At 69.0% G+C, this 25151-nt stretch carries 24 protein-coding genes; 15 read left to right on the top strand and 9 right to left on the bottom strand.

The annotated features are described in order from the left end of the window. Window positions 1-251: 251 nt before the first annotated feature. The 4 genes from C4B68_RS21740 to C4B68_RS21725 all read left to right on the top strand — a co-directional run bounded on the left by C4B68_RS21740 (window position 252) and on the right by C4B68_RS21725 (window position 3960). Window positions 252-1313 (top strand): S1C family serine protease, encoded by a 1062-nt coding sequence (locus C4B68_RS21740; RefSeq protein WP_099503705.1) that lies wholly within the window; start codon window positions 252-254, stop codon window positions 1311-1313. 117 nt (window positions 1314-1430) lie between these two features. Next, on the top strand, window positions 1431-1661 hold the full coding sequence (locus C4B68_RS21735; RefSeq protein WP_167459137.1) for a hypothetical protein: 231 nt from the start codon (window positions 1431-1433) through the stop codon (window positions 1659-1661). A 113-nt stretch (window positions 1662-1774) separates the two neighbouring features. Beyond that, window positions 1775-2506 carry a response regulator transcription factor gene (locus C4B68_RS21730; protein ID WP_099503707.1) on the top strand — a complete coding sequence of 244 codons (732 nt, stop codon included), beginning with the start codon at window positions 1775-1777 and terminating at the stop codon, window positions 2504-2506. Further along, window positions 2503-3960, top strand: coding sequence for a sensor histidine kinase (locus C4B68_RS21725; protein ID WP_099503709.1), 1458 nt, complete (start codon window positions 2503-2505; stop codon window positions 3958-3960). The genes C4B68_RS21730 and C4B68_RS21725 overlap by 4 nt, the downstream gene beginning before the upstream one ends. Before the next feature lie 91 nt (window positions 3961-4051). Here C4B68_RS21725 and C4B68_RS21720 read toward each other — a convergent pair whose 3' ends face one another. Continuing rightward, window positions 4052-5851, bottom strand: a complete 1800-nt coding sequence (locus tag C4B68_RS21720; protein ID WP_099503711.1) for a bifunctional metallophosphatase/5'-nucleotidase — start codon at window positions 5849-5851, stop codon at window positions 4052-4054. 375 nt (window positions 5852-6226) lie between these two features. Here C4B68_RS21720 and mshD point away from each other — a divergent pair, with 375 nt between their 5' ends. From mshD to pstB, 8 genes are all read left to right on the top strand, one after another. Continuing rightward, the gene (gene mshD, locus C4B68_RS21710) at window positions 6227-7153 is read left to right on the top strand and encodes a mycothiol synthase (RefSeq protein ID WP_099503713.1); all 927 of its coding nucleotides are present in this window, start codon (window positions 6227-6229) and stop codon (window positions 7151-7153) included. Between the two features lie 332 nt (window positions 7154-7485). Next, window positions 7486-9714, top strand: coding sequence for an RNA degradosome polyphosphate kinase (locus tag C4B68_RS21705; protein ID WP_167459318.1), 2229 nt, complete (start codon window positions 7486-7488; stop codon window positions 9712-9714). Next, a complete protein-coding gene (locus tag C4B68_RS21700; protein WP_099503717.1) occupies window positions 9695-10762 on the top strand; it encodes a CHAD domain-containing protein in 1068 nt (355 codons plus the stop codon). The genes C4B68_RS21705 and C4B68_RS21700 overlap by 20 nt, the downstream gene beginning before the upstream one ends. A 10-nt stretch (window positions 10763-10772) precedes the next feature. After that, on the top strand, window positions 10773-11186 hold the full coding sequence (locus C4B68_RS21695; protein WP_099503719.1) for an NUDIX hydrolase: 414 nt from the start codon (window positions 10773-10775) through the stop codon (window positions 11184-11186). A gap of 408 nt (window positions 11187-11594) precedes the next feature. Further along, on the top strand, window positions 11595-12722 hold the full coding sequence (gene pstS, locus C4B68_RS21690; protein WP_180289319.1) for a phosphate ABC transporter substrate-binding protein PstS: 1128 nt from the start codon (window positions 11595-11597) through the stop codon (window positions 12720-12722). 135 nt (window positions 12723-12857) lie between these two features. Next, the gene (gene pstC / locus C4B68_RS21685; protein ID WP_099503721.1) at window positions 12858-13862 is read left to right on the top strand and encodes a phosphate ABC transporter permease subunit PstC; all 1005 of its coding nucleotides are present in this window, start codon (window positions 12858-12860) and stop codon (window positions 13860-13862) included. Next, window positions 13859-14920, top strand: a complete 1062-nt coding sequence (gene pstA / locus C4B68_RS21680) for a phosphate ABC transporter permease PstA (protein WP_099503723.1) — start codon at window positions 13859-13861, stop codon at window positions 14918-14920. The genes pstC and pstA overlap by 4 nt, the downstream gene beginning before the upstream one ends. A 50-nt stretch (window positions 14921-14970) precedes the next feature. Beyond that, window positions 14971-15747 carry a phosphate ABC transporter ATP-binding protein PstB gene (pstB, locus tag C4B68_RS21675; RefSeq protein ID WP_099503725.1) on the top strand — a complete coding sequence of 259 codons (777 nt, stop codon included), beginning with the start codon at window positions 14971-14973 and terminating at the stop codon, window positions 15745-15747. Between the two features lie 243 nt (window positions 15748-15990). Here pstB and C4B68_RS21670 read toward each other — a convergent pair whose 3' ends face one another. Both C4B68_RS21670 and C4B68_RS21665 read right to left on the bottom strand, forming a co-directional pair. Further along, window positions 15991-16989: an inorganic phosphate transporter gene (locus C4B68_RS21670; RefSeq protein ID WP_099503727.1), complete on the bottom strand. Its 999-nt coding sequence runs from the start codon at window positions 16987-16989 to the stop codon at window positions 15991-15993. Window positions 16990-16995: 6 nt separating this feature from the next. Continuing rightward, the gene (locus C4B68_RS21665) at window positions 16996-17616 is read right to left on the bottom strand and encodes a DUF47 domain-containing protein (protein WP_099503729.1); all 621 of its coding nucleotides are present in this window, start codon (window positions 17614-17616) and stop codon (window positions 16996-16998) included. 203 nt (window positions 17617-17819) lie between these two features. On the opposite strand from C4B68_RS21665, the gene C4B68_RS21660 reads away from it, so the two are divergent. Continuing rightward, complete coding sequence (locus tag C4B68_RS21660) at window positions 17820-18176, top strand: metal-sensitive transcriptional regulator (protein ID WP_099503731.1); 357 nt, start codon at window positions 17820-17822, stop codon at window positions 18174-18176. A gap of 109 nt (window positions 18177-18285) precedes the next feature. Here C4B68_RS21660 and C4B68_RS21655 read toward each other — a convergent pair whose 3' ends face one another. Together C4B68_RS21655 and C4B68_RS21650 are read right to left on the bottom strand one after the other, a co-directional pair. Beyond that, the gene (locus C4B68_RS21655; RefSeq protein WP_099503733.1) at window positions 18286-18471 is read right to left on the bottom strand and encodes a hypothetical protein; all 186 of its coding nucleotides are present in this window, start codon (window positions 18469-18471) and stop codon (window positions 18286-18288) included. Between the two features lie 121 nt (window positions 18472-18592). Beyond that, window positions 18593-19438, bottom strand: coding sequence for an SCO4651 family lipoprotein (locus C4B68_RS21650; RefSeq protein ID WP_099503735.1), 846 nt, complete (start codon window positions 19436-19438; stop codon window positions 18593-18595). 119 nt (window positions 19439-19557) lie between these two features. Here C4B68_RS21650 and C4B68_RS42025 point away from each other — a divergent pair, with 119 nt between their 5' ends. After that, complete coding sequence (locus tag C4B68_RS42025) at window positions 19558-19734, top strand: hypothetical protein (RefSeq protein WP_167459136.1); 177 nt, start codon at window positions 19558-19560, stop codon at window positions 19732-19734. Window positions 19735-19910: 176 nt separating this feature from the next. After that, a complete protein-coding gene (locus C4B68_RS21645; protein ID WP_099503737.1) occupies window positions 19911-21500 on the top strand; it encodes an FAD-binding oxidoreductase in 1590 nt (529 codons plus the stop codon). Window positions 21501-21631: 131 nt separating this feature from the next. Here C4B68_RS21645 and C4B68_RS21640 read toward each other — a convergent pair whose 3' ends face one another. The 4 genes from C4B68_RS21640 to C4B68_RS21625 form a co-directional block, all read right to left on the bottom strand. Next, complete coding sequence (locus tag C4B68_RS21640; RefSeq protein ID WP_099503738.1) at window positions 21632-22336, bottom strand: phosphatase PAP2 family protein; 705 nt, start codon at window positions 22334-22336, stop codon at window positions 21632-21634. Window positions 22337-22610: 274 nt separating this feature from the next. After that, a complete protein-coding gene (locus C4B68_RS21635; RefSeq protein WP_240634428.1) occupies window positions 22611-23618 on the bottom strand; it encodes a C40 family peptidase in 1008 nt (335 codons plus the stop codon). 158 nt (window positions 23619-23776) lie between these two features. Further along, window positions 23777-24538, bottom strand: coding sequence for a Uma2 family endonuclease (locus C4B68_RS21630; RefSeq protein WP_240634427.1), 762 nt, complete (start codon window positions 24536-24538; stop codon window positions 23777-23779). A gap of 44 nt (window positions 24539-24582) precedes the next feature. After that, a complete protein-coding gene (locus C4B68_RS21625) occupies window positions 24583-25011 on the bottom strand; it encodes an ATP-binding protein (RefSeq protein WP_099503742.1) in 429 nt (142 codons plus the stop codon). Window positions 25012-25151 lie beyond the last annotated feature (140 nt).

The raw sequence follows: 25151 nt of genomic DNA, 5'->3' as shown, positions 1-25151 counted from the left end.
TTACCGCGGAGCCCCCCTCCGGCGCGGTGATCGTAGGCCTCACAAGCCCCTCTCCACACGTGCTTCACAGCGGCTGAACAAGTGTTCGTCGGGCGCACCCCGACTCATCACCCTCACGCAATCCGCCGTTTCCCTGGCCCGAGCGGGGCCCGAGCCGGACTCAGGCGGCTTTATATCGGGCATACGCGGTTCTGTCGGGCTTTTTAGCGGGCCCTCAGGAAGCTCTCATGATCCGGAGGAAACCTCTTTGCATGACCGAGAGCTTCCGCCGCAGCGGCGACTACCCCCAGGGCGACACCTACCAGGCGGCCGACCCCCTGCAGTCGGCGTACCCCCAGCAGCAGGTCTACGCCCCCGTCGACCAGCAGCAGGTCTCCTCCCCCGTTCACCCCGAGTGGCCGCCCTCGCCTGCGTACGAGCCGGCCGGCAAGAAGCGCTCGAAGGGCCCGCTGGCCCTCCTGGCCGCCGTCGCGATCGTCGCCGCCGCCATCGGTGGCGGTACCGCGTACGGCATACAGGAGCTGACCGGCAAGGACACCCCGTCGAGCAGCACCAGCACGAACGTGGTGCCCACCGCCAAGAAGGGCACGGTCGCCGGGGTGGCCCGGGCGGTCAGCCCGAGCATCGTCGAGATCAGCGCGACCTCGAACGCGGGTTCCTCCACCGGTTCGGGCGTGGTCATCACGGCCGACGGCGAGATCATCACCAACAACCACGTCATCTCGGGCGCCTCCGAGATCAAGGCGCAGCTGAGCAACGGCCTGTCGTACACCGCGCAGGTCGTCGGCACCGACAGCAGCAAGGACCTGGCGCTCATCAAGCTCGACAACGCGCCGTCCGGCCTGAAGGCCGCGACGCTGGGCAACTCCGACGGCGTCCGGGTCGGCGACGAGGTGGTCGCGATCGGCTCCCCCGAGGGCCTGACGGGCACGGTCACCAGCGGCATCATCTCCGCCCTTGACCGTGACGTCACCGTCTCGACCGACGAGAACCAGGGCCGGCGGCAACAGCAGGGCGGCGGCAGCGGCCAGTGGCCGTTCGAGTTCGGCGGCCAGGAGTTCAACGGCGACACGGGCTCGTCCACGACGACGTACAAGGCGCTCCAGACCGACGCCTCGCTCAACCCGGGCAATTCGGGCGGCGCCCTGATCGACATGAACGGCAACATCATCGGCATCAACTCGGCGATGTACTCGGCCACGGACGCCACGTCCTCGTCGAGCGCGGGAAGCGTGGGCCTCGGCTTCGCGATCCCGGTCAACACGGTCAAGTCCGACCTGACGAGCCTGCGGGCGGGCGGCGCGGACAGCTGACCTGAAGCACGCGGCTTCGCACGCACTCCGATCCGACACACGCACTCCGATCCGATCCGACGCACTCCGTCCGATCCGATCCGATGTACTCCGTCCGATCCGACCTTGGAGGTCGAGATGATCAAGAACATGACGCACACCACCGTTTCGCAGACGTTTGTCGGCATCGCCCCTGCCGGGATCTCCCAGGCCCTGGCCGTGGCCCACGAGCTGCACTGCCCGGAACCGCGTACCCCCGAGGCCCGCACCCCTGAGGTGGCCCCGCAGCTGATGGGCCTGCGGACGCCGGCCACGCGGCCGCACCGCCGCAAGATCCCGCTGCGCCGTCTGAGCGCGCTGTGCGTCTGACCCTCTCCCACGCGTGCTGATCCTTTCCGCCTCCGCTCGGAACGTGCGAGGCTGAGCAGGATCAGCACAGACGGGATCAGACCACCCCACCGCACCCATAGGAACCCACGCCCATGAGCCCCGCCGATGGCGACCGTGACCCCCAGCGCATCCTGATCGTCGACGACGAGCCGGCAGTGCGCGACGCACTCCAGCGCAGCCTCGCCTTCGAGGGATACGACACCGAGGTCGGGGTCGACGGCGCGGACGCCCTGGAGAAGGCGACCGCGTACCAGCCCGACCTGGTCGTCCTCGACATCCAGATGCCCCGGATGGACGGCCTGACGGCGGCACGCCGGATGCGCGGCGCGGGCACCATGACCCCGATCCTCATGCTGACGGCCCGTGACACGGTCGGCGACCGCGTCACGGGCCTCGACGCCGGCGCGGACGACTACCTGGTCAAGCCCTTCGAGCTCGACGAGCTCTTCGCCCGGGTCCGGGCGCTGCTGCGCCGCAGCTCCTACGCGGCCACGGCGGACGGCACCCAGGAGGAGGACGCGCTCACCTTCGGCGACCTCCGCATGGACCTCTCGACCCGCGAGGTCACGCGCGCCGGACGCCCGGTGGAGCTTACGCGCACGGAGTTCACGCTTCTGGAGATGTTCCTGGCGCACCCGCGCCAGGTCCTCACCCGCGAGCAGATCCTGAAGGCGGTCTGGGGCTTCGACTTCGAGCCCTCCTCCAACTCCCTCGACGTGTACGTCATGTACCTGCGCCGCAAGACCGAGGCGGGCGGCGAGCCACGCGTCGTGCACACGGTGCGGGGCGTGGGGTACGTCCTGCGCTCGGGCGGCGCGGAGTGATCCGCAGATTCAGGTCACTGCCGCTGCGGTCGCGACTGGCGTTGCTGGTGGCGGCGGCGGTGGCGTTCGGGGTGGCGGCGGTTTCGGTCACGTGCTGGTTCATCGTGCAGGGGAAGCTGTACGCCGAGATCGACAGCAGTCTCCAGGCCCAGAAGCAGTCCATGCCGTACGGCTTGGTCCAGACCGCTCTCGACAACTGCGGCAAGAACCCGAGCAACAACAACTACCGCATGCGCTTCGACTCCTACACGCAGGTGGTCCGGGCAAACGGCACTGTCTGTGCCCTTGACTACTCCGCGGACACGGTGAAGGTCACCGACAGCGACAAGGAAATGGCCCAGGACCCGAAACCCGGCATGTTCACGCTCCGGAACGGGACCGACAGCAACGGCGACGCCGTACGCGTCATGACGATGCCGCTCATCGTCACCGACGTTCCCAACCAGCTTCCCACCAGCCGGGTGATGTACAGCAAGGCCGCCCTCGTCGTGGCCGTCCCTCTCAAGAGCACCGAGTCCACCCTCAACTACCTGGCGCTCCTCCTGCTCCTCGTCTCTGGCATCGGAGTCGTCGGCGCCGGAGCCGCCGGCCTGGCAGTCGCCCGCGCGGGCCTGCGCCCGGTGGACAAACTCACCGAGGCCGTGGAACACGTGGCGCGCACGGAAGATCTCTCCATCCGCATCCCCGTCGAAGACGACGGCGAGGACGAGATCGCCCGTCTCTCGCGGTCCTTCAACTCCATGACGTCCGCGCTGGCCAGCTCCCGCGAACTGCAGCAGCAACTCATCGCGGACGCGGGCCACGAACTGCGTACGCCGCTGACCTCCCTGCGCACCAACATCGAACTCCTCACCCGCAGCGAGGAAATGGGCCGCCCGATCCCCCCGGCGGACCGCAAGGAACTCCTTGCCTCGGTCACCGCCCAGATGACCGAACTGGCCGTGCTGATCGGCGACTTGCAGACCCTGTCGCGCTCGGACGCGGGCCAGCCGGCGGACCGCGTACAGGTGGTGGCGCTGGAGGACACGGTCGAGTCGGCCCTGCGCCGGGCGCGGCTGCGCGGCCCGGAGCTGACGATCAGGGCGGACCTCCAGCCCTGGTACGTACGGGCGGAGCCGTCCGCCCTGGAGCGGGCGATCGTGAACATCCTCGACAACGCGGTGAAGTTCAGCCCCGAGGGCGGCGCGATCGACGTCATCCTCAAGAACGGCGAACTGACGGTCCGCGACCGCGGCCCCGGCATCCCCACCGAGGAACTCCCCCACGTCTTCGACCGCTTCTGGCGCTCCCCGTCGGCCCGGGCCCTCCCCGGATCGGGCCTCGGCCTGTCGATCGTGGCGCGCACGGTCCAGCAGTCGGGCGGCGAGGTCTCCCTGACACCCGCCATGGGCGGCGGCACGGTGGCGACCGTACGGCTGCCGGGGGCACCGGTACCGCCGCCCGAGACGCCCTAGCCGAGCGCCCAGGACACACCCGCCCGTCTGCGTACACGCGAGCGGGGCCGGTGCGTGTGTCCGCACCGGCCCCGCTCGCTCTGCCGAGGATCTACCGAACGACCGTGATCCGGTCAGCCGCCGGCACCGCATACGGCGTCCCTGCCGACGAGTTCGCCGTCAGGAAGGACTCGAAGGCCGCCAGGTCGTCCTCGCCGACCAGGACGTTCGTGCCCTTGCCGAGTTCGGCGAAGCCGTCGCCGCCGCCCGCGAGGAAGGAGTTCATCGCGACGCGGTAGCTCCCGGTGAGGTCGATGGCGGTGCCGTTGAGCTTGACCGAGTCGGTGACGACCCGCGCGGCGCCCGACTTCGTCAGGTCCAGCGTGTAGGTCAGTCCGGCCGAGATCTGAAGGATCTTCGGCGCCGCCTCGTTCGCCCCGCTGACCTGCTGCTGGAGCGCGGTGAGCAGTTGCGCGCCGGTCAGGTCGACCAGGTTGACCGTGTTGGAGAAGGGCTGGACGCTGTACGCCTCCCCGTACGTCACCACGCCGTCGCCCTCGCCGCCGCTCGCCGTGTGGGTGAGGCCGGCGCGGATGCCGCCGGGGTTCATCAGCGCGAGGTCGGCCTCGGGGTCGACGGACTTGGCGTACGCGAGCTGCGCGTCGGCGATCAGGTCGCCGAGCGGGGACTCGGTGCCGGTGTTGCCGATCTCGCCCGCGATGTAGCCGATGGGCCGGGAGGCGATCGGAGCGGCGAGGGTCTTCCACTTGGTGATCAGGTCCGTCATGTCGGCGGCCTTCGCCACATCACGGGTGACCACGTGGTTCGCGGACTTCACCGCCGTACGGGCGATGTCGCCGGTCCACCGGTCGTACGTCAGCGTCGTGTCCGTGTACAGACGGCCGAAGGACGCGGCCGACGTGACCGTGCGGGGCTTGCCCGCCGGGTCGGCGATCGTGCACGCGTACGCCTGGTGCGTGTGACCGGTGACCAGCGCGTCCACGGCCGGGGTGACGTTCTTGGCGATGTCGACGATCGGGCCGGAGATGCCGTCACCGGCGCCGGGGCTGTCGCAGTCGTAGTTGTACGCCGTCGACGCGGGCGCCCCGCCCTCGTGGACCAGCGCGACGATCGACTTCACACCCTGGCGCTGAAGCACCTTGGCGTACTTGTTGATCGTCGCGACCTCGTCGCCGAACTTCAGCCCCTTGACACCCTCGGCGGAGACGATGTCCGGGGTGCCCTCCAGGGTCACGCCGATGAAGCCGACCTTGACGCCGTTCTTCTTCCACACCCAGTACGGCTTGAGGATCGGCCTGCCGGTCTTCTCGTCGGTGACGTTCGCCGCGAGATAGGGGAAGGTGGCGCCGGTGAACTTCTCGCTGTCGTCGTAACAGCCGTCCTTCGGGTGGCAGCCGCCGTTCTGCAGGCGGGCCAGTTCCTTGGCGCCCTCGTCGAACTCGTGGTTGCCGACCGACGAGACATCGAGGTCGAGGCCGTTCAGCGCCTCGATCGTCGGCTCGTCGTGGAAGAGCCCGGAGATCAGCGGGGACGCGCCGACCATGTCACCGGCGGCGGCCGTGATCGAGTACGTGTTGTCCTTGCGAGCCTCGCGCAGATGCGTGGCCAGGTACTCGACGCCACCCGCGTCGATCGTCTTGGTCGTGCCGTCCTCGTGCTGCTCCGTCACCCGCCCGGAAGAACCGGCCGGCGGCTCCAGGTTGCCGTGCAGATCGTTGAAGGACAGCAGCTGTACGTCCTGGTAGCGGCCGCTTCCCTGATGGTGCGGCGGCGTCGTCCTGTCCTGGCCCGCGCTGGCGGGCATCGCGGCGGCCAGAGCACCGACGGTGGCGAGGCCGGCGGCGGCCGCGAGCAGGCGACGCGGAAGTCTGTGCCGGGGCGTCGACGACATGGGATCCCCCCTGGGAACGGAACGGTGAGAGCTGTGCCGGCCACGAGAACCGCGGAACCCACGGGAGCCGTGGGCCCCACAGGATCCGCGGAGCCCACGAGAGCCGCGGAACCCACAGGACCCGCAGAACCAACAGGAGCCGCGGAACCCACAGAACCCGCCCAACCCACAGGAACCACGGGGCCCGCACGCACGGCGAGACCACTGTGGCTATGCCCGCACCCTAGAGTCAACGCGCGTAGCACAAAAGGGGGTTGAGGGTTACGGGCTGATTGCCATCGTCTGACCACCCCGTCGGCCTCTCCTCCCGCCACGCTCGACATCCACCCCGTCCAGCTCCTTGTCCCGAAATCACCGCGCCGTACCCTCGTATGCATGACCAGCGACGACAGCGCACTGCCCGCTCTCTCCCGCTCCATCGAGACCTGCTCGGCGCTCTCCCCGGCCCAGGCCGAGCAGGTGCTCGCACTGCTCGCGGAGGCCGCCCGGGCCGACGGGCAGCAGGCGGTGTCCGAGCAGGGGCGGCTGCAGCTGAAGGGCGGGGCCCGTGAGGGCGTCCGGCATCTGCTGCTGATCGTCCGCGACGAGCTGGTCGGCTACGCACAGCTGGAGGACACCGACCCGGTGGAGGCCCCGGCCGCCGAGCTGGTCGTGCACCCCGGGCACCGTGGGCACGGGCACGGGCGGGCGCTCGGCTCGGCCCTGCTCGCCGAGTCCGGGAAGCGGCTGCGGGTGTGGGCGCACGGCGGTCACTCCGCCGCCCGGCATCTGGCACAGGTCCTCGGGCTCACCCTCTTCCGCGAACTGCGCCAGATGCGGCGGTCGTTGGCGGACCTGAACCTGCCCGAGCCGAAGCTCCCGAACGGCGTACGCGTCCGCTCCTTCGTGCCGGGCCGGGACGACGCCGCCTGGCTCGCGGTGAACGCCGCGGCGTTCGCCCACCACCCCGAGCAGGGCTCCCTCACCCAGCGCGACCTGGACGACCGGATGGCCGAGCCGTGGTTCGACCCGTCCGGGTTCTTCCTCGCCTTCCGCGGCGACGAGCTCCTCGGCTTCCACTGGACCAAGGTCCACGCCGCGGAACAGCTCGGAGAGGTCTACGTCCTCGGCGTCCACCCCGGCGCCCAGGGCACCGGCCTCGGCAAGGCCCTGACCACCATCGGCCTCCGCCACCTCGCCGCCCAGGGCATGCCCACCGCGATGCTGTACGTCGACGCCGACAACAAGTCCGCCGTGACCGTCTACGAACGCCTCGGCTTCCTCACCCACGAGACGGACCTGATGTACCGAACGGAGTCCTGACCACCACGTCCGGCCGGATACGCGCCCCAGACATCCGGATACGCGCATCCCGGGCATCCGGGTACGCCCTTCCGGGCATGTAGACGTCCGGGAGCCGCCCCCCGATATCCCGCACGTCATGTCGTCTTAACCATCGATTCAGACGACCTTGCCACGCTCAAGCAATGCAGCCCGCCGTGCCCGAGCCTTCGCCTCCGCCGGAGAACGAGTCCTCGCCGACGACAGGGAGCGAGCGCACGCCGGTCATGCGGAACGAGATCATCCGCATCGCCGATCTGCCTCGAGCCCTTTCCGACGCGCCGGTCTCGCTCCCGGCGCGGAAGAATGGGTTCATGAACCAGCCAAGCGCCCAGGCACAGGTCCAGCACCCACAGCCGTCCGTCGGCTCCCTTGCCGCTCACCGCCCGCACACCGTGGCGGCGAACGTCTCCGACCTCGAGCCCGACATCGACGCCGATCTCGACGCGTACGAGGACTCGCAGGACGCCATCGCCCTGCCCCAGGGCCGTTTTCTTGACCGGGAGCGCAGCTGGCTGGGGTTCAACGAGCGGGTTCTGGAGCTCGCCGAAGACCCGAACACGCCCCTCCTGGAGCGCGCCAACTTCCTGGCGATCTTCGCCAGTAACCTGGACGAGTTCTTCATGGTCCGGGTGGCAGGCCTGAAGCGCCGGATCGCGACCGGCGTGGCCACCAAGTCCGCCTCCGGGCTGCAGCCCCGCGAGGTCCTGGAGATGATCTGGGCCCGCTCGCGCGAACTCATGGCCCGGCACGCGGCCTGCTACCAGGAGGACGTCGCCCCCGCGCTCGCGGAGGAGGGCATCCACGTCGTCCGCTGGAGCGAGCTGACCGAGAAGGAGCAGGCCCGCCTCTTCACCCTGTTCCGGCACCAGATCTTCCCGGTCCTGACCCCGCTGGCGGTCGACCCCGCGCACCCCTTCCCGTACATCTCCGGCCTGTCCCTGAACCTGGCCGTCGTCGTACGGAACCCGGTAAGCGGCCACCGCCACTTCGCGCGCGTCAAGGTCCCGCCGCTGCTCTCCCGCTTCCTGGAGGCCTCCCCGAACCGCTACGTCCCCATCGAGGATGTGATCGCGGCCCACCTGGAGGAGCTCTTCCCGGGCATGGAGGTCCTTGAGCACCACACCTTCCGGCTCACCCGGAACGAGGACCTCGAGGTCGAGGAGGACGACGCCGAGAACCTGCTCCAGGCGCTGGAGAAGGAGCTCATGCGGCGCCGCTTCGGGCCGCCGGTGCGCCTGGAGGTCGAGGAGTCCATCGACCGGTACGTGCTCGACCTGCTCGTACGGGAGCTGAAGATCTCCGAGGCCGAGGTGTACCCGCTGCCGGGTCCCCTTGACCTCACCGGCCTCTTCGGCATCGGGAAGCTGGACCGGCCCGAGCTGAAGTACCCGAAGTTCATCGCCGGCACCCACCGCGACCTCGCGGAGGTCGAGTCGGCGTCCGCACCCGACATCTTCGCCGCCCTGCGCGAGCGCGACGTCCTGCTCCACCACCCGTACGACTCCTTCTCCACCTCCGTGCAGTCGTTCCTGGAGCAGGCCGCGGCCGATCCGGACGTGCTCGCCATCAAGCAGACGCTCTACCGGACCTCCGAGACCTCCCCCATCGTCGACGCGCTCATCGACGCCGCCGAGTCGGGCAAGCAGGTCCTCGTCCTGGTCGAGATCAAGGCACGCTTCGACGAGCAGGCCAACATCAAGTGGGCCCGCAAGCTGGAGGAGGCGGGCTGCCATGTCGTGTACGGGCTCGTCGGCCTGAAGACCCACTGCAAGCTGTCGCTGGTCGTCCGGCAGGAGGGCGACACCCTGCGCCGCTACTCCCACGTCGGCACGGGCAACTACCACCCGAAGACCGCCCGGCTGTACGAGGACCTCGGCCTGCTCACCGCCGACCCGCAGGTGGGCGCGGACCTCTCCGACCTGTTCAACCGGCTGTCGGGCTACTCGCGCCGCGAGACCTACCGCAGGCTCCTCGTCGCCCCCAAGTCCCTGCGCGACGGCCTGGTCTCACGGATCAACAAGGAAGTACAGCACCACAACGCCGGACGGCCCGCCTACGTCCGCATCAAGGTCAACTCGATGGTGGACGAGGCGGTCATCGACGCGCTGTACCGCGCCTCCCAGGCCGGAGTACCGGTCGACGTCTGGGTGCGCGGCATCTGCGCGGTGCGTCCCGGCGTCCCGGGCCTGTCCGAGAACATACGGGTCCACTCCGTCCTCGGCCGCTTCCTGGAGCACTCCCGGATCTTCGCCTTCGGCAACGGCGGCGAGCCCGAGGTGTGGATCGGCAGCGCCGACATGATGCACCGCAACCTCGACCGGAGGATCGAGGCCCTTGTCAGGGTTACCGACCCGGCTCATCGCGCCGCACTCAACCGGCTCCTTGAGACCGGCATGTCCGACAGCACCGCTTCCTGGCACCTGGGCCCCGACGGCGAGTGGCTGCGGCACGCGACCGACCCGGATGGCCAGCCACTGCGGAACGTCCAGGAGATGCTCATAGACGCCCGGAGGCGCAGGCGTGGCACAGCAGCACCTTGATCCCCCCACCGACCCCACGGCCGGGTCCGTCGCGGGCGATGTCCTCGCGGACTATCTGCGGGCCCAGGCCACGGAGTTCCTCCGTTCGCTGCGCCAGCACCGGGAGACCGGCGGCGGTGGGGGCACTCCCGCGCGAGCGAATTCAAGCGCGGGGGAGAACGGTTCGGAGGAGTCGGGCGACGCGGCGCGGGCGCTGCGCCGCTCGGCCCGCCGCATCAGCGGCAGCCTGCACACCTTCCGGCCGCTGCTCGACCCGGACTGGTCGGAGGCCATGCGCCCCGAACTGGCCTGGCTGTCCGGCACGCTGGCGCGCGAGCACGCGTACAGCGCCCGCCTGGAGCGGCTGCTCGGGGCGCTGAACCGCCTGTCGGGCTCGGCCGCCCTCCCCTCCCAGACGGGCTCGGACCCGGCCGCGGTGCCCAAGGGCCAGCTGACCGTCGGCGCGGCGAAGGCGGGCGCGCTCCTCGACCGCCAGCTGACCCTCGCCCGTACCCGGGCCCACTCGGCGGCCCTCCAGGCGCTGGGTTCCTCCCGCTTCCACGCCGTCGCGGACAGCGTCGCCGTGCTCGCCAGCGAGGTCCCGCTCACCCCGGCGGCCGCCGCCACCGATCTGCGCCCGCTGGCCGCCGCGGCGGCGGACCGCCTGACCGACGCGGTCGCCGCGCTGCCGCTGGTCACCGCGGGCCACCCGTACAACGCGGAGGCCCTCGTGCACGGCCTGTCCGCCGACACCGCGCCCCAGCCGCAGGACGCCCCCTGGCATCAGGTCCGCCTGCTGCTGCGCCTGCACCGCTACGCCCGCGAGGTCCTGTACGGCGAGCAGTGCCCGGTCGACGTACGGCTGCTCGCCGCGGGCCAGGCGCTCAACCGGCACCGGGACGCGGCGGAGGCGGCGTCCGCCGCGGCGTCGGCGGCGCGCACCCCGCGCATCGCCCCGGCGACGGCGTACGCGCTCGGTGTGCTCCACGCCGACCAGCGGCACGAGGTGGAGGCGGCGCGGTTCGCCTTCCAGCAGGCATGGCAGAAGGAAGCGGTACGCACCCCCTGAGGGAGGTCTCATGGCGGACGGCATGATCCAGGCGGCGGGCTGCGTCCTGTGGCGTCGCTCCCCGGTCGACGGCGAGCTGGAGATCTGCCTCGTCCACCGGCCGAAGTACGACGACTGGTCGCACCCCAAGGGCAAGCTGAAGCGCGGCGAGGACGCGCTCACCGGGGCGCTCCGCGAGGTGGAGGAGGAGACGGGCTACGCCGCCGTCCTAGGCGCCGTCCTCCCCACGCTCCGCTACCTCGCCGGCGGCCGCCCCAAGGAGGTCCGCTACTGGGCCGCCGAGGCCGCGGACGGCCACTTCACCCCCAGCCGCGAGGTCGACCGCGTCCTGTGGCTCTCGCCGACGGCGGCCCGCCTCCGCCTCACCCAGCCCCGGGACCGCGACCTGGTCGACGCCCTGCTCAGCGCACTGCATCTGGCGTGACGCCGGCTCGTACGACGACGGGGGCGCACTCCTACGACGACGGAGCGCGCTCGTACGACGACGGGGCGCGGGCTCGTACGATGGGACGCGACAAATACGACATGACGGAATCGGCGGCACCCCTGAAACGTGTGCGGCGCCGTTTGATTACGTAGTGTCTTCTTCTGGATTCTTGTGACTGGAATGCACCCGTGTCCTCGACGTAAGCGTTCCGTGACCTCACCGCACCGCCTACAGGGGTTCACCTCTCGTTAACTTATGCCCATCGGTGGCTTCACCTGTTCTGCCTAATTTCGGCCCTGCACGGTGCGGAGTGCGTCTCGGATGCCTCCTCCGCGTAACAGACAGCAATTCACCCGACTCCGCACGCCGCCACAAGACGGCGGCTCTTGGAAGGAACTCCCGAAAGTGAAGCTTCAGCGCATGAACCGGCGGGCCCTCACCCTCGGTGCTCTCGCCGTCTCCGGCGCCCTGGCCCTGACGGCGTGCGGCTCCGACGACACCGGCGGCAAGAGCAACGGCGGGGACAAGACGACGCCTAACGCCAGCTCCGTCGACTGCATGGACGCCAAGGGTCAGCTCCAGGCCTCCGGCTCCTCCGCGCAGAAGAACGCCGTCGACGCCTGGATCCAGTCCTACTCGGCCGCCTGCAAGGACGTGCAGCTCAACTACAACCCGACCGGTTCCGGTGCGGGTGTCACCGCGTTCCTGCAGGGTCAGACCGCGTTCGCCGGCTCCGACTCCGCCCTGGACCCGGAGGAGATCACCGAGTCCAAGAAGCTCTGCACGGACGGTCAGGCCATCGACCTGCCGATGGTCGTCGGCCCGATCGCCGTCGGCTTCAACGTCCCGGGTGTCGAGAAGCTGGTCCTGGACGCCCCGACCATGGCCAAGATCTTCGACGACAAGATCAAGAACTGGAACGACGAGGCGATCGCGAAGCTGAACCCCGACGCCAAGCTCCCCGACCTCAAGATCCAGGCCACCCACCGTTCGGACGAGTCCGGCACCACGGACAACTTCACCAAGTACCTGTCCGCCGCCGCCCCGAACGACTGGAAGTACGAGCACGGCAAGTCCTGGGAGGCCAAGGGCGGCCAGTCCGCGTCCGGCTCCTCCGGTGTCGCCCAGCAGGTGAAGCAGACCGCTGGCGCCATCGGCTACATGGAGATGTCGTACGCCAAGGAGGGCATCACCTCGGTCTCCGTGAAGACCGGTGCCGCCGAGCCCGTCGACGTCAACGTCGCCAACGCCACCAAGTCCCTGACCGAGGCCAAGGTCGTCGGCACCGGCAAGGACCTCGCGCTGGAGCTGAACTACACGCCGAAGGCCGAGGGTGCCTACCCGATCACCCTGGTCACGTACGAGATCGCCTGCGACAAGGGCAACAAGGCCGACACCCTGCCCGCCGTCAAGTCCTTCCTCGGCTACATCGCCTCGGAGGACGGTCAGGGCCAGCTGGAGGCCGCCGGTTACGCCCCGGTCCCCGACGAGATCATCGCCAAGGTCCGCGAGACCATCAAGGGCCTGAGCTGACCTGAGAGTGCGGCCCACTCCCTGAACGGAAGTGGGCCGCACCGTCCGGTGCACCGCCGCCAGGAGCCGACGCCGACCGGCGTCGGCTCCGCCTGGGGCCGTCGCGACCGACGGCTCCGCAGACCGGAGACCCCGATGGATATATCAACACAGAAGACCACACCACCCCCTTCGCCCCAGCCCTCCCCGGCCGAGCAGAAGCGTGCGGCCCGCGGCGCGACCCGCCCCGGAGACCGCATCTTCCTCGGCCTTTCGCGCGGATCCGGCATCTTCCTGCTGGTGGTCATGGCGGCCATCGCCGTGTTCCTCAGCCTCCGCGCCGCCAACGCGCTCAGCAACGACGAGGGCAACTTCTTCACCACCTTCGAGTGGAACCCCACCGGCAGCCCGCCGGTCTTCGGCATCGCCGTCCTCGCCTTCGGCACCGTCGTCTCGTCGGTCATCGCGATGGCCATCGCCGTCCCGATCGCCGTCGGCATCGCGCTGTTCCTCACCCACTACTCCCCGCGCAGGCTGGGCGGTCCCATCGCGTACGTGATCGACCTGCTCGCCGCCGTGCCGTCCATCGTGTACGGCCTGTGGGGCGTCATGGTCCTCGTGCCGAACCTGGACGGTCTGTACGGCTGGCTGGACGAATACCTCGGCTGGACCGGCATCTTCGAGTGGAGCGGCGGAGCCCCGCGCGCGCTGTTCACCGTCGGCATCCTGCTCGCGATCATGATCCTTCCGATCATCACCAACGTGAGCCGCGAGGTCTTCAAGCAGGTCCCGCAGATGCACGAGGAGGCCGCGCTGGCCCTCGGCGCCACGCGCTGGGAGGTCATCCGCATGTCGGTGCTGCCCTTCGGCCGCTCCGGCGTGATCTCCGCCTCGATGCTCGGCCTCGGCCGCGCGCTCGGCGAGACGATGGCCGTCGCCATGGTCCTGTCGCCGACCTTCGACATCAACGCCAGCCTGCTCGACCCGGGCGGCGGTACGTTCGCCCAGAACATCGCCAGCAAGTTCAACGAGGCCACCGAGAACGGCCGTGACGCCCTCATCGCCTCCGGCCTGGTCCTGTTCGTGATCACCCTGCTGGTCAACGGCACGGCCCGCCTGATCATCGCCCGCCGCAAGGAATTCTCGGGGGCCAACGCATGAGCCACGCATCGCAGCTCCGCAAGCCGAGCACCCTGCAGGGTGCCTCCCTTCCCAAGTGGTTCTCGCTGGCCGCCGCCGCGGGTTCCATCGCCCTCGGCATCGGCATCAGCGCCGCGGCCGGGCTGCAGAGCAGCATCCAGTGGGCCCTGATCGCCGCGGCCCTGTACGTCCTCGGTACGTACGCCATCGCCGCGCGCGTCGAGGGCTCCCGGCAGGGCAAGGACCGCGTGGCCACCAGTCTGATCTGGGTCGCCTTCATCCTCGCGGTCATCCCGCTGGCCTCCCTCGTCTACGAGACGATCAAGCGCGGTGTGAAGGTCCTCGACGGATACTTCCTCTCCCACTCGATGGGCCTGGTCTCCGACTCCGAGCCCGGCGGCGGCATCTACCACGCCATCCTCGGCACCCTGGAGCAGGTCGGCATCGCTACCGTGATCTCCGTGCCGATCGGTGTGCTGACCGCCATCTACCTGGTCGAGTACGGCCGCGGCAAGCTCGCCAAGGCCGTCACCTTCTTCGTCGACGTCATGACGGGCATCCCGTCGATCGTCGCGGGCCTGTTCATCCTCAGCCTCTGGATCGTCATCCTGGGCATGGGCTACTCCGGCTTCGCCGGCTCGATGGCCCTGACCATTCTGATGCTGCCGATCATCGTCCGCTCCACCGAGGAGATGCTCAAGCTCGTCCCCAACGAGCTGCGCGAGGCCTCGCTGGCCCTGGGCGTGCCGAAGTGGCGGACCATCGTGAAGGTGGTTGTACCGACCTCCATCGGCGGTATCACCACCGGTGTGATGCTCGCGGTCGCCCGTATCGCCGGTGAGACCGCGCCGGTGCTGCTGCTGGTGTGGGTCACGAACTTCATCAACAGCAACCCGTTCTCCGACCCGCAGGCTTCGCTGCCGGTGTACATCTACCTGCAGTACTCGCAGAGCGGCGGAGCCGGTGCGGCCTACGACCGCGCCTGGGCGGCGGCACTCACCCTCATCGCGTTCATCATGATCCTGAACCTGGCGGCCCGCGGCATCGCCCGCTGGAAGGCCCCCAAGACTGGTCGCTGACGCGGCCATCAGCGACCAGTACCCCTTGTGTGAAAGAAGCAGTGATTCAAATGGCCAAGCGCATTGATGTCAGCGGCCTCAGCGCCTACTACGGCTCCTTCCGGGCCATCGAGGACATCTCGATGACCGTCGAACCCCGCTCCGTGACGGCCTTCATCGGCCCGTCCGGCTGCGGCAAGTCCACGTTCCTGCGCACGCTCAACCGCATGCACGAGGTCACGCCGGGCGGCCGGGTCGAGGGCAAGGTCATGCTCGACGACGAGAACCTGTACGGCACCGGGGTCGACCCGGTGGCCGTGCGGCGCGAGGTCGGCATGGTCTTCCAGCGGCCGAACCCGTTCCCCACCATGTCGGTGTACGACAACGTGGCGGCCGGCCTGAGGCTCAACGGCTCGTACAAGAAGTCCCAGCTGGACGACATCGTCGAGAAGTCCCTCAAGGGCGCGAACCTCTGGAACGAGGTCAAGGACCGCCTGAACAAGCCGGGCTCGGGTCTTTCCGGTGGTCAGCAGCAGCGGCTGTGCATCGCGCGGGCGATCGCCGTCGAGCCGAAGGTCCTCCTCATGGACGAGCCCTGCTCGGCGCTTGACCCGATCTCGACCCTCGCCATCGAGGACCTGATCGGTGAGCTCAAGGATCAGTTCACGATCGTCATCGTGACGCACAACATGCAGCAGGCCGCCCGCGTCTCCGACCGCACCGCGTTCTTCAACCTGGCCGCGGTCGGCCAGCCCGGCAAGCTCATCGAGATCGACGACACGGAGCGCATCTTCTCCAACCCGTCGGTCCAGGCGACGGAGGACTACATCTCGGGCCGCTTCGGCTAAACCGTCGTCCCCCATACCCCTCGCGGTGCTGCATGGCGGTGCCACCGCGAGGACGAGAAGGGCCCGCCCCTGGCTCCCGGGGGCGGGCCCGCTCGTTTTGTCGGGGTGTTGTAGCCCGTCCGGCGTTTGAGGACAAGCGCGAAGCGCGACAAGGGGGGCCTGGGGGGCAAAGCCCTCCAGATACGGGACGGGCAGGGGCGGAGGAGGCGAAACCCGCGCGGACCTCAGCCCCCACGGCCGCCCCTACAGAAACGCCAGATTCACAACCCAGAAGCTGGCGGCAGCCACCACCGCAGCCGCCGGCATCGTAATGAACCAGCCAAGAACGATGTTCTTGGCAACCCCCCACCGCACCGCGTTCACCCGCTTGGTCGCCCCCACACCCATGATCGCGGACGTGATGACATGCGTCGTAGAAATCGGCGCCTTGAACAGAAACGCGGTGGTGAACATGATCGACGCCCCCGTCGTCTCGGCAGCGAACCCCTGCGGCGGATCAAGCTCAATGATCTTCCGCCCCAGCGTCCGCATGATCCGCCAGCCACCGGCGTACGTCCCCAGCGACAGCATCACGGCGCAGGCGATCTTCACCCACACCGGAATCGGGTCGCCGTAGTCCTCGACATCGGCGATGACCAGCGCCATCACCACGATGCCCATTGTCTTCTGCGCGTCCTGAAGACCATGCCCGAGCGCCATCCCGGCCGCCGACACGGTCTGGGCTATCCGGAACCCCCGCTTGGCCTTGTGGGGATTGGCCCGCCGGAAGATCCACATGATCGCGCACATCACCAGATAGCCGACGATCAGACCGACCAGAGGCGACAGGAACATCGGAATGATGATCTTGTCGATCACCCCGTGCCAGTACACGGTCGTCCCGCCCGCGAGCGCCGCCCCCACCATGCCGCCGAACAGCGCGTGCGAGGACGACGAAGGCAACCCGAAGTACCACGTAATGAGATTCCAGGTAATAGCCCCCACCAGCGCCGCGAAGAGGATCCCCATCCCCTTCGAGCCTTCGGGTGTCTGGATCAGTCCCTCACTGACGGTCTTGGCGACCCCGCTCCCCAGGAAGGCGCCGGCGAGATTCATCACCGCGGCCATCACCAGCGCGGCCCGCGGAGTGAGTGCCCGCGTGGACACGGACGTGGCGATCGCGTTCGCCGAGTCGTGGAAGCCGTTCGTGTACGTAAATCCGAGCGCGACGCCAATGGTCACGATCAGCGCAAAGGTGTCCACGAAGCCTCAGGACTCCTTGACGGCGATGGTCTCCACCGTGTTCGCCACATGCTCGAACGCGTCGGCGGCTTCTTCCAGCACGTCCACGATCTGCTTGAGCTTGAGCACCTCGATGGCGTCGTACTTACCGTTGAAGAGGTAGGCCAAAAGCTTTCTGTGGATCTGGTCGGCCTGGTTCTCCAGCCGGTTGACCTCGATCCAGTACTCGGTGAGGTTGTCCATCGTGCGGAGGTTCGGCATGGCCTCGGCCGTCAGGTCGGCGGCCCGCGCCAGCACCTCGATCTGCTGCTCGACGCCCTTGGGCAGTTCCTCGACGTTGTAGAGGACCACCAGGTCGACGGCCTCCTCCATGAAGTCCATGATGTCGTCGAGGGACGAGGCAAGCTTGTAGATGTCCTCGCGGTCGAACGGCGTGATGAACGAGGAGTTCAACTGGTGGAAGATCGCGTGTGTGGCGTCGTCACCAGCGTGTTCCGCGGCCCGCATACGCTCTGCGATCTCGGTCCGGCCGGAGGCGTCCGCCCCGAGCAGTTCCATAAGGAGTTTCGAGCCCGTGACGATGTTGTCCGCGGATGCGGAAAACATGTCGTAGAAGCTCGTCTCCCTGGGGGTCAGACGAAAGCGCACGTGGGTTCCTCGGGGTGCTTCGGTTTCGGTCAGGCTGATGCTAGGCGCATCATCCGGCCACGGCTAATGGGCCGTCCCCCAGTGTCGCCCATGAAGCACAGTGATCAGCACAGGGTCCGGTCCTGGCATCGAGCAAGGGCTCCATACCCAGCAAAGTCCGATATCATATACCCACCAGGGGTATCAGTTAGCGGGAGGACGCGATGACGACCACCGAGGCCGACGCGGCGACAGCCTCCGACGAAGCGCAGGAAATCGTCACCGACCACGACCGCGGCATCCACGGCTACCACAAGCAGAAGGACGAGCACCTCAAGCGCCTGCGCCGTATCGAGGGCCAGATCCGCGGCCTGCAGCGCATGGTCGACGAGGACGTCTACTGCATCGACATACTCACCCAGGTCTCCGCCTCCACAAAGGCCCTGCAGTCCTTCGCCCTCCAGCTCCTGGAGGAGCACCTGCGCCACTGCGTCGCGGACGCGGCCCTCAAGGGCGGCGGCGAGATCGACGCGAAGGTGGAGGAAGCGACCAAGGCGATCGGCCGCCTGCTGCGTACGTGACGACGGCGGCGTACGTCAGATGACGGCGGGGGCGTACGCGAGGCAGGGCGTGGCGGGGACCGGGCCACGCCGGGGTCTCAGGGGAGCGGGAGCGGAAACGGGAGCAGGCCTAGTCCTCCGCATCCCGCTCATGGGCACGTTCTTCGGCCACTTTCAGCACCTCGTCGATGCTCTCCAGGCTGAGCCGGTCCTCGTGGGCGGCCGAGGCCGCGATGATCAGATCGCCGCACAGCTCGATCTCGGCGAGGGCCACGTGGTCCTGAACTGCCGTACCGCCGACCGGAGCCACGCGCATCACCTCTTCCTGCCGTCACCGACTTCCTAGAGTAGGGAGCGGCCTACACACCGCGCATGGCACGGAAGGGCCATTTCCGGCCCCCCAACTCCTCCTACTCGACTCCCCTCCTTCTCGCCGCCTATTCCGCGATCTTCCCGGCGTAGATGTCCCGGGATTCCGGAAGGCGTACGTCGGCGGGGACCCCGAAGTCGTACAGCAAGGTCGTCGAGGCGACCGCGACAGTGCCCTTCTGCTGCCCGTTGACGAAGCTGAACCGGTGGCGGACCTTGCGCAGCCGCCCCTGGTCGTCGAGGTAGGCGTCGAACGGCACCTCGGCGGTGGCGAACCCTTTCGCCGCCGCCTTCAGCGCCGGCCGCTGCTCCTTCGACGCACTCTTGGCGGCAAGGTCCAGATCGGCGGTGCCGCGATAGTGCCGCACCGGAGTACCGGCCACCTCGGTCTTCCCCACATACGTCGCCGTCCGCGCTCCGCGCAGCACCTCGGCCGCCGCGTACGGGTCGGTGGCGCCGCCCGTCACCAGGTTCCCGTCGGAGAGACCGGCCGTGTCGACGCGGACCCACTTGTCGGCGGGGACACCGGCGCCGCGGTTCTTCATGTACAGGGCGCCAGGGGCGAGGAGTTCGGTAATGGGCCGGTGCTCGTCCGTACCGGCGGGATCCTGCGGCAGCAGGACTTTCAGCTGCCCCGTCTGCTTCCTGAAGTCGTACACGCCCTGCCCCCGGATGGTGACCCGGGTCCCGCCCGTGGCCATCTCCATGGACGTACGGGCCTTCGCGCTGCCCGCGCGCTCCAGCGTGGCGGCGGCATGGTGCATCACCTCGACAGGGTCGGCACCGGGGCGGGCGTCCTCGGCGGCGGCCCCACCGCCCGCGCACCCGGCGACACAGATCATGAGCCCCGCCGTGAGGGCGACGACGACGCCTCGCCCAGCCCGCTCTTCCTCCCGCGCCACCTGCGCCACCATCGCCTGCCGACCCCCAGCCGGTCCGTCCTGGGCCCTCCCTGTCGTTCCGGTTAACGACGAGTAGGGGCGCCCGTCACGCGACGCCGTCCCGTTCACTTGCCTTGGGTAACGTTGTCAATGTGCCGCACCAGGACGAGACCAACTCTCCCCAGGAACACCTCACGTCGACGGTCGAGCAGGGCCCCTTCTGCCTGGCCCGCTGCACCTGCGGCTGGAGAGGCCCGGCCCGCCGAGCCAGAAGCCTGGCCCGCACGGACGCGAAGGGCCACGGTGTCCAGCCGGCCGGAAGGTTTTAGCCCGTCCGGCGCTTGAGGACGAGCGCGAAGCGCGATACGGGGGGGCCTGGGGGGGCAGAGCCCCCAGATACGGGACGGGTAAGGGCGGAGGGGGCGAAAAACCGTTCTCTGCCCCGCCGATGGAACCCCCGGCCCCCAGGCCTCGTCTCGTTCCACGGAACCCAGGGGAGGCACACATGCAACGGCGGACGTTCATCGGCGGAGCAACCGCCGCACTAGCGGCAACAACAGCGGCATGCACCGGCGGCACCGCCAGCAACACCGGTAGCGGCGGCAGCACCGGCAGCGGCGGCAGCAACACCGGCACCACCAAAACGCCAGGCACACCCCTACGCACGGCCCCCACCAGCTCCCGCGCCCCCGCGAACTGGACCGCCCTGGCCGGCCAACTGGACGGCACCCTGATCCGCCCAGGCGCCCCCACCTGGTCATCAGCCCGCCAGCTGTACAACACTCGCTTCGACAACCTGCAGCCCGCCGCGGTCGCGTACGTCGCCCACGCCGACGACATCCGCACCACCCTGGCCTACGCCCGCGCCCACGACATCAAGGTGTCCATCCGCAACGGCGGCCACTCGTACGCGGGCTGGTCCTCCGGCAACGGCCGCCTGGTCATCGACGTCTCCAAGCTGAACAAGATCCGGGCGTCCGCGAACGAGGCGGTCGTCGGCGCCGGTTCCAAGCTGATCGACGTCTACCGTGCCCTCGCCGCCAAGGGCGTCACCGTCCCCGCCGGTTCCTGCCCCACGGTCGGCGTCTCCGGCCTGACCCTCGGCGGCGGCCACGGCGTCGCATCCCGGGCGTACGGCCTGACCTGCGACAGCCTCACCCAGGCGACCCTGATCACGGCGGACGGAAAACAGCTCACCGCGAACGCCACCGACAACAAGGACCTCTTCTGGGCCCTGCGCGGCGCCGGCAACGGAAACTTCGGCGTCGTCACCGAGCTGCGCTTCCGGACCCACCCGGCCCCGCAGGCCGTCACCGCGTACCTGACCTGGCCCTGGGCGAAGGCCGCCGCCGTGGTGAAGGCCTGGCAGGAGTGGGGTCCGAGCCAGCCGGACGAGCTCTGGTCGTCATGCCACCTCGCGAACGCGCCCGGCGGCACCCCGACGGTCTCCATCGCCGCGTTCTCCCTGGGCACCTACGGCGAACTCCAGAACGCCGTGGACCGCCTGGCCGACAAGGTCGGCGCCCCCGCGCGCAGCGTCTCCCTCAAGAAGCGCTCGTACGAGGACTCGATGGAGGTGTACGCGGGCTGCTCCTCCTTCTCGACCGACGCCCAGTGCCACCTGCCCGGGTCCACGCCCGGCCGCTCCCCGCAGGGCGCCCTCGGCCGCGAGACCTACACGGCCCGCTCGGACTTCTTCGACCGCTCGATCCCGGCGGCCGGCATCCAGACACTCCTGAACCAGATGTCATCGGTCCGCGGCGGATCGGGCAGCATCCAGCTCACCGCCCTGGGCGGCGCGGTCAACCGCGTCTCGCCGACCGCGACGGCGTTCGTGCACCGCCGCTCCCGGATGCTCGCCCAGTACATCGCCGCCTGGCAGGCGGGCACCTCCGGCACCACCGCGCAGTCCTGGCTGACCACCGCGCACACCGCCATGTCCCGCTACGCCTCGGGCGCCGCCTACCAGAACTACACCGACCCGACCCTCACCGACTGGCGCAAGGCGTACTACGGCGACGCGGCCACCCGCCTCACGGCGCTGAAGCGGCAGTACGACCCGAACCGCTTCTTCACGTTCCCGCAGGCGCTGTGACCAGACGACCAGTCAGAGCACGGCGTAACCGGTCAGACTCCGGAGTAACCGGCCAGACAGCGACGTAACCGACCAGGCCGGGGCACAAACAGCCAGACAGCGACGTACCCGATCAAGCCGGACGCCACCGGTCAGGCCGCGAGGTCCCGCTCCTCGGGCTGTTCCGCCGGCGCCGCCTCCGGAATCACGGCATCCTGCCCGGAGGGAGCCGCCCCCCGCGCCCGGATCAGCCACCCGACGCGCGGGGCCCGTTCCACAGCCTTCGTGACAGGTGTCAGCAGCGCCATCGCGAGCGGGGAGAGCAGCAGGGTGACCGCCGTGCCGAGGGCGAAGCCGCCGACGACGTCCGTCGGGTAGTGCACGCCCATGTAGACCCGGCAGAAACCTTCGAGCAGCGCGAGCCCGATGCCCACGAGTCCGAACTTCCGGTTGGCGACGAACAGCCCGACGCCCACCGCCATGGCGAGCGTCGCGTGATCGCTGACGAAGGAGAAGTCGGACTTGCCGGACACGAGGACCTCGAGGTCTTGATGGTCCACGAAGGGCCGGGGTCTCTCCACGAAGCCCCGTATCGGCACGTTCACCAGCACCGCGATACCGGCCGCCAGCGGCGCCCACACCAGCGCGGCCACGGAGGACGCCGCCTCCGCACCGCCGCGCCGCCGGACGCTCCACCAGCACCACACCACCAGCAGGACCAAGGCGAGCAGCAGCCCGAACTCACCCACGAACTCCATGCCCCGGTCGAACCAGTGCGGCGCGTCCTTGGCGAGGCCGTTGATGTCGTAGAGCAGGTCGACGTCGGGGTTGGAACCGGATCCGGCGAGTCCAGCCATGGTGCTGCGGCTCCTTCGTCGTCTTTCCCGCGGGCACACCGTTCGTGCGCCGCTCGATCCACCCCCGTGGTCGTAGAACAGCCAGACCTGTCAGACCTGCCGACCCGGCCGGATCCACAAGATCCGCCCGGCCCGCGTCATAGGCCAGTGCCGTCATGGGCCAGTGCTACGTCAAAAGGAACGCACAGTCCCCTCTACTCCGTTCCGCCCTCCACTGAATGATCACCCAGACGTTATCGAAGAGAGATACATCGTCGCAGCTCAGGGGGTGGGTTCAGATGGTCGTGGGCAATGCTTTCGCGCCATCTTCGGTCACGCGGGTGGCCCCGAAGTAATCGGGGGTGTCGACGGGGTCGAACCGGATCACGGCCCCCGGCCGGGGCGCGTCGATCATGTACCCGCCCCCCACATAGATCCCCACGTGCCGGATGGCCCGGGAATTGCTGAGGTCGTCCGAGAAGAAGACCAGATCCCCCGGCAGCAGTTCGTCCCTCTTGGGGTGCGGCCCGGCGTTGTACTGGTCATTGGCGACACGCGGCAGCGTGATCCCCACACTCTCGTACGCGGCCTTCGTGAGCCCCGAGCAGTCGAAGCGTCCGCCCTGGTCAGCGGTTCCGTTGCCACCCCACAGGTAGGGCGTGCCGAGCTTCTCCTGCGCGTATGTGATCGCCCCCGCCGCCAGCTTCGAGGGCTCGACCCGGGTCAACGGCGCGGCGAAACTCTTCTGCAGCGTCGTGATCGTCTTCACGTAGTTCTGGGTCTCCTTGTACGGCGGCACGCCCCCGTACTTAATGACCGCGTAGGCCCCCGCGTTGTACGCGGCGAGCATGTTCTCGGTCGGGTTCCCGGGCGCGTCCTTCACATACGAGGCAAGCCGGCAGTCGTACGAGGCAGCCGACGGAATCGCGTCATTCGGATCCCATACGTCACGGTCCCCGTCCCCGTCGCCGTCGACTCCGTGCGTCGCCCAGGTCCCCGGGATGAATTGCGCGATCCCTTGCGCTTTCGCCGGACTCTTCGCGCTCGGATTGAATCCGCTCTCCTGATAGAGCTGAGCGGCGAGCAGCGCCGGGTTAATGGCGCTGCACAGATTGCCCCACTTCTGTACGAGCGTCCGGTACGCGGCGGGTACGGCCCCCTTCGCGAGCCCGACCGAACCTCCGCCGATCCCGCCCCCAAGGTTCCCCGCCGCCATATACACGCCGACGCCGAGCAGCATCACGAAGCCGACCCCTGCCGCGACAGCGGAGAGCCCCACGATCCACGCCTTACGCACCGTCAACCGCCCCTCGCCGCACGGGAGTCCGCCCGGGTCAGTGTAGAGGCGACCCCAGTACGACGGGATGATCACGCACAAGGAGAAAGCACACGTGGCGATGCCGGTGTGTATGAAGAACGCCGAGGGCAGACGAAGAGTCTCCTTCGAACCGCCCCGCCGCGTCAGCTCCCGTACACGGGGAACCCGCCCGTCGCGACCTCGAACCCGAGCGGCTCGGGCAGCGGGACGGACTCCCCGTATTTGCCGGGCAGAACGTCCTTGTAGGCGCCGTTGTCGGGGCGGGTGTGCAGCGCCCAGGTGCCCTTACGGGGATCGACGACGAGGAGGACGGCGACGCCGGCGACGGCGTACCAGTCGGTCTTGTCTCTGATGTCCCTGGACTTCTCGGACGGGGACATGACCTCGACGGCGAGCGCGACGTCGCGAGGGTCGGCCAGCCAGTCGTCGTCCACATCCCACGACTCGGGCAGCACCACCAGATCAGGGGTCGCGTAGTCGTCACGGTCATCCGGCATCATCACGGACGACACCTCGTACGCGCCCAAGCCGTCGGGCAAGACCGGCTCAATCTGCTGACGCAGGCTCCTGATCACTCCCGCGTGCCTGCCGCGCGGCGTCGGGGACATCACGAGTTTCCCTCCCAGAACCTGCACACGCAGACCCGTCGCTTCCTCGATCTTTTCGGCGACTTCGCGCAGATTCCCCGGGCGCGGCTTCGGACGGATACGCGGCACGGACGACATCGGCACGGCGCACGACCTCCGTCCTTCCGCCTCCTCGGCTGCGCGAGCGGGGTCGATGGGAGGCCCGACATCCCACTCACTGGTGAATCCACCGTACTGTGCGGCCTCCGCCCCCGCCTCGCCTTCCCGGCCCGTACGCGTGCACGCGGCCCCCCTGGCCCGCTGCTCGACCTCTGTCACCGCGACCCCTCCCTCACGTTCCGATCACACGTTGTCACCCTAGGTCACCCCACTGACAATCCAGCGTGCGCGCACTCGGCCCAGAGCAGCTTCCCGCCCTTGGACGCGCCGAGCTCCCGTAAGACGGACACGCCCCACGCGTCGGCACAGGCCCGCACGAGGTGCAGACCGCGGCCGCGCTCGGCGTCCTGCGGGGGTACGGGGTCGGGAGTGCCTTCCCTGAAGCCGGGCGGGACCCTCGGGTCGGTGTCCCATACGGCGACCCGCAGCCGGTCGGGCTCCGTCGAGAGGATGCGCAGGGCGTAGGGGCCGGGTGTGTGCAGGTGGGCGTTGGTGAGGAGTTCGGATGCCAACAGCTCTGCTGTGGAGGTGAGTTCGGCGAGCCCGTGGGCCGCGAGGACGGTACGGAGGGTGGCGCGGGGATCGTGCGGGAGTTGGAGGGTGTAGGACCAGGGCGGGGATACGGTGGGCATGGAAGTCTCCGATCACGGAGGGGAGTTGGATGGTGTCGTTGGGTGCGTCGTCGGGTGTGGTTACGGTGCCCAGTGACCGCGGCCGCTCCGTCGAGCGGGGTGCTTCTGGGCGGGGCGCCTTGAGAAGAACGTAGCGTGAA

Source organism: Streptomyces dengpaensis (assembly GCF_002946835.1).
Classification (GTDB): Bacteria; Actinomycetota; Actinomycetes; order Streptomycetales; family Streptomycetaceae; genus Streptomyces; species Streptomyces dengpaensis.
The sequence above is the reverse complement of the archived record's forward strand: the minus strand, read 5'-3'. Positions and strand labels throughout refer to the sequence as shown.

Bases quoted from the DNA above. Each gene is read 5' to 3' on its own strand.
- C4B68_RS21650 (WP_099503735.1), bottom strand. From the start codon at position 19,438: ATGGTGGCGCAGGTGGCGCGGGAGGAAGAGCGGGCTGGGCGAGGCGTC.
- C4B68_RS21645 (WP_099503737.1), top strand. From the start codon at position 19,911: ATGCAACGGCGGACGTTCATCGGCGGAGCAACCGCCGCACTAGCGGCA.
- C4B68_RS21705 (WP_167459318.1), top strand. From the start codon at position 7,486: ATGAACCAGCCAAGCGCCCAGGCACAGGTCCAGCACCCACAGCCGTCC.
- C4B68_RS21730 (WP_099503707.1), top strand. From the start codon at position 1,775: ATGAGCCCCGCCGATGGCGACCGTGACCCCCAGCGCATCCTGATCGTC.
- C4B68_RS21625 (WP_099503742.1), bottom strand. From the start codon at position 25,011: ATGCCCACCGTATCCCCGCCCTGGTCCTACACCCTCCAACTCCCGCAC.
- C4B68_RS21720 (WP_099503711.1), bottom strand. From the start codon at position 5,851: ATGTCGTCGACGCCCCGGCACAGACTTCCGCGTCGCCTGCTCGCGGCC.
- C4B68_RS21640 (WP_099503738.1), bottom strand. From the start codon at position 22,336: ATGGCTGGACTCGCCGGATCCGGTTCCAACCCCGACGTCGACCTGCTC.
- C4B68_RS21740 (WP_099503705.1), top strand. From the start codon at position 252: ATGACCGAGAGCTTCCGCCGCAGCGGCGACTACCCCCAGGGCGACACC.
- C4B68_RS21735 (WP_167459137.1), top strand. From the start codon at position 1,431: ATGATCAAGAACATGACGCACACCACCGTTTCGCAGACGTTTGTCGGC.
- C4B68_RS21660 (WP_099503731.1), top strand. From the start codon at position 17,820: ATGACGACCACCGAGGCCGACGCGGCGACAGCCTCCGACGAAGCGCAG.
- pstB (WP_099503725.1), top strand. From the start codon at position 14,971: ATGGCCAAGCGCATTGATGTCAGCGGCCTCAGCGCCTACTACGGCTCC.
- C4B68_RS21695 (WP_099503719.1), top strand. From the start codon at position 10,773: ATGGCGGACGGCATGATCCAGGCGGCGGGCTGCGTCCTGTGGCGTCGC.
- mshD (WP_099503713.1), top strand. From the start codon at position 6,227: ATGACCAGCGACGACAGCGCACTGCCCGCTCTCTCCCGCTCCATCGAG.
- pstA (WP_099503723.1), top strand. From the start codon at position 13,859: ATGAGCCACGCATCGCAGCTCCGCAAGCCGAGCACCCTGCAGGGTGCC.
- pstC (WP_099503721.1), top strand. From the start codon at position 12,858: ATGGATATATCAACACAGAAGACCACACCACCCCCTTCGCCCCAGCCC.
- C4B68_RS21655 (WP_099503733.1), bottom strand. From the start codon at position 18,471: ATGCGCGTGGCTCCGGTCGGCGGTACGGCAGTTCAGGACCACGTGGCC.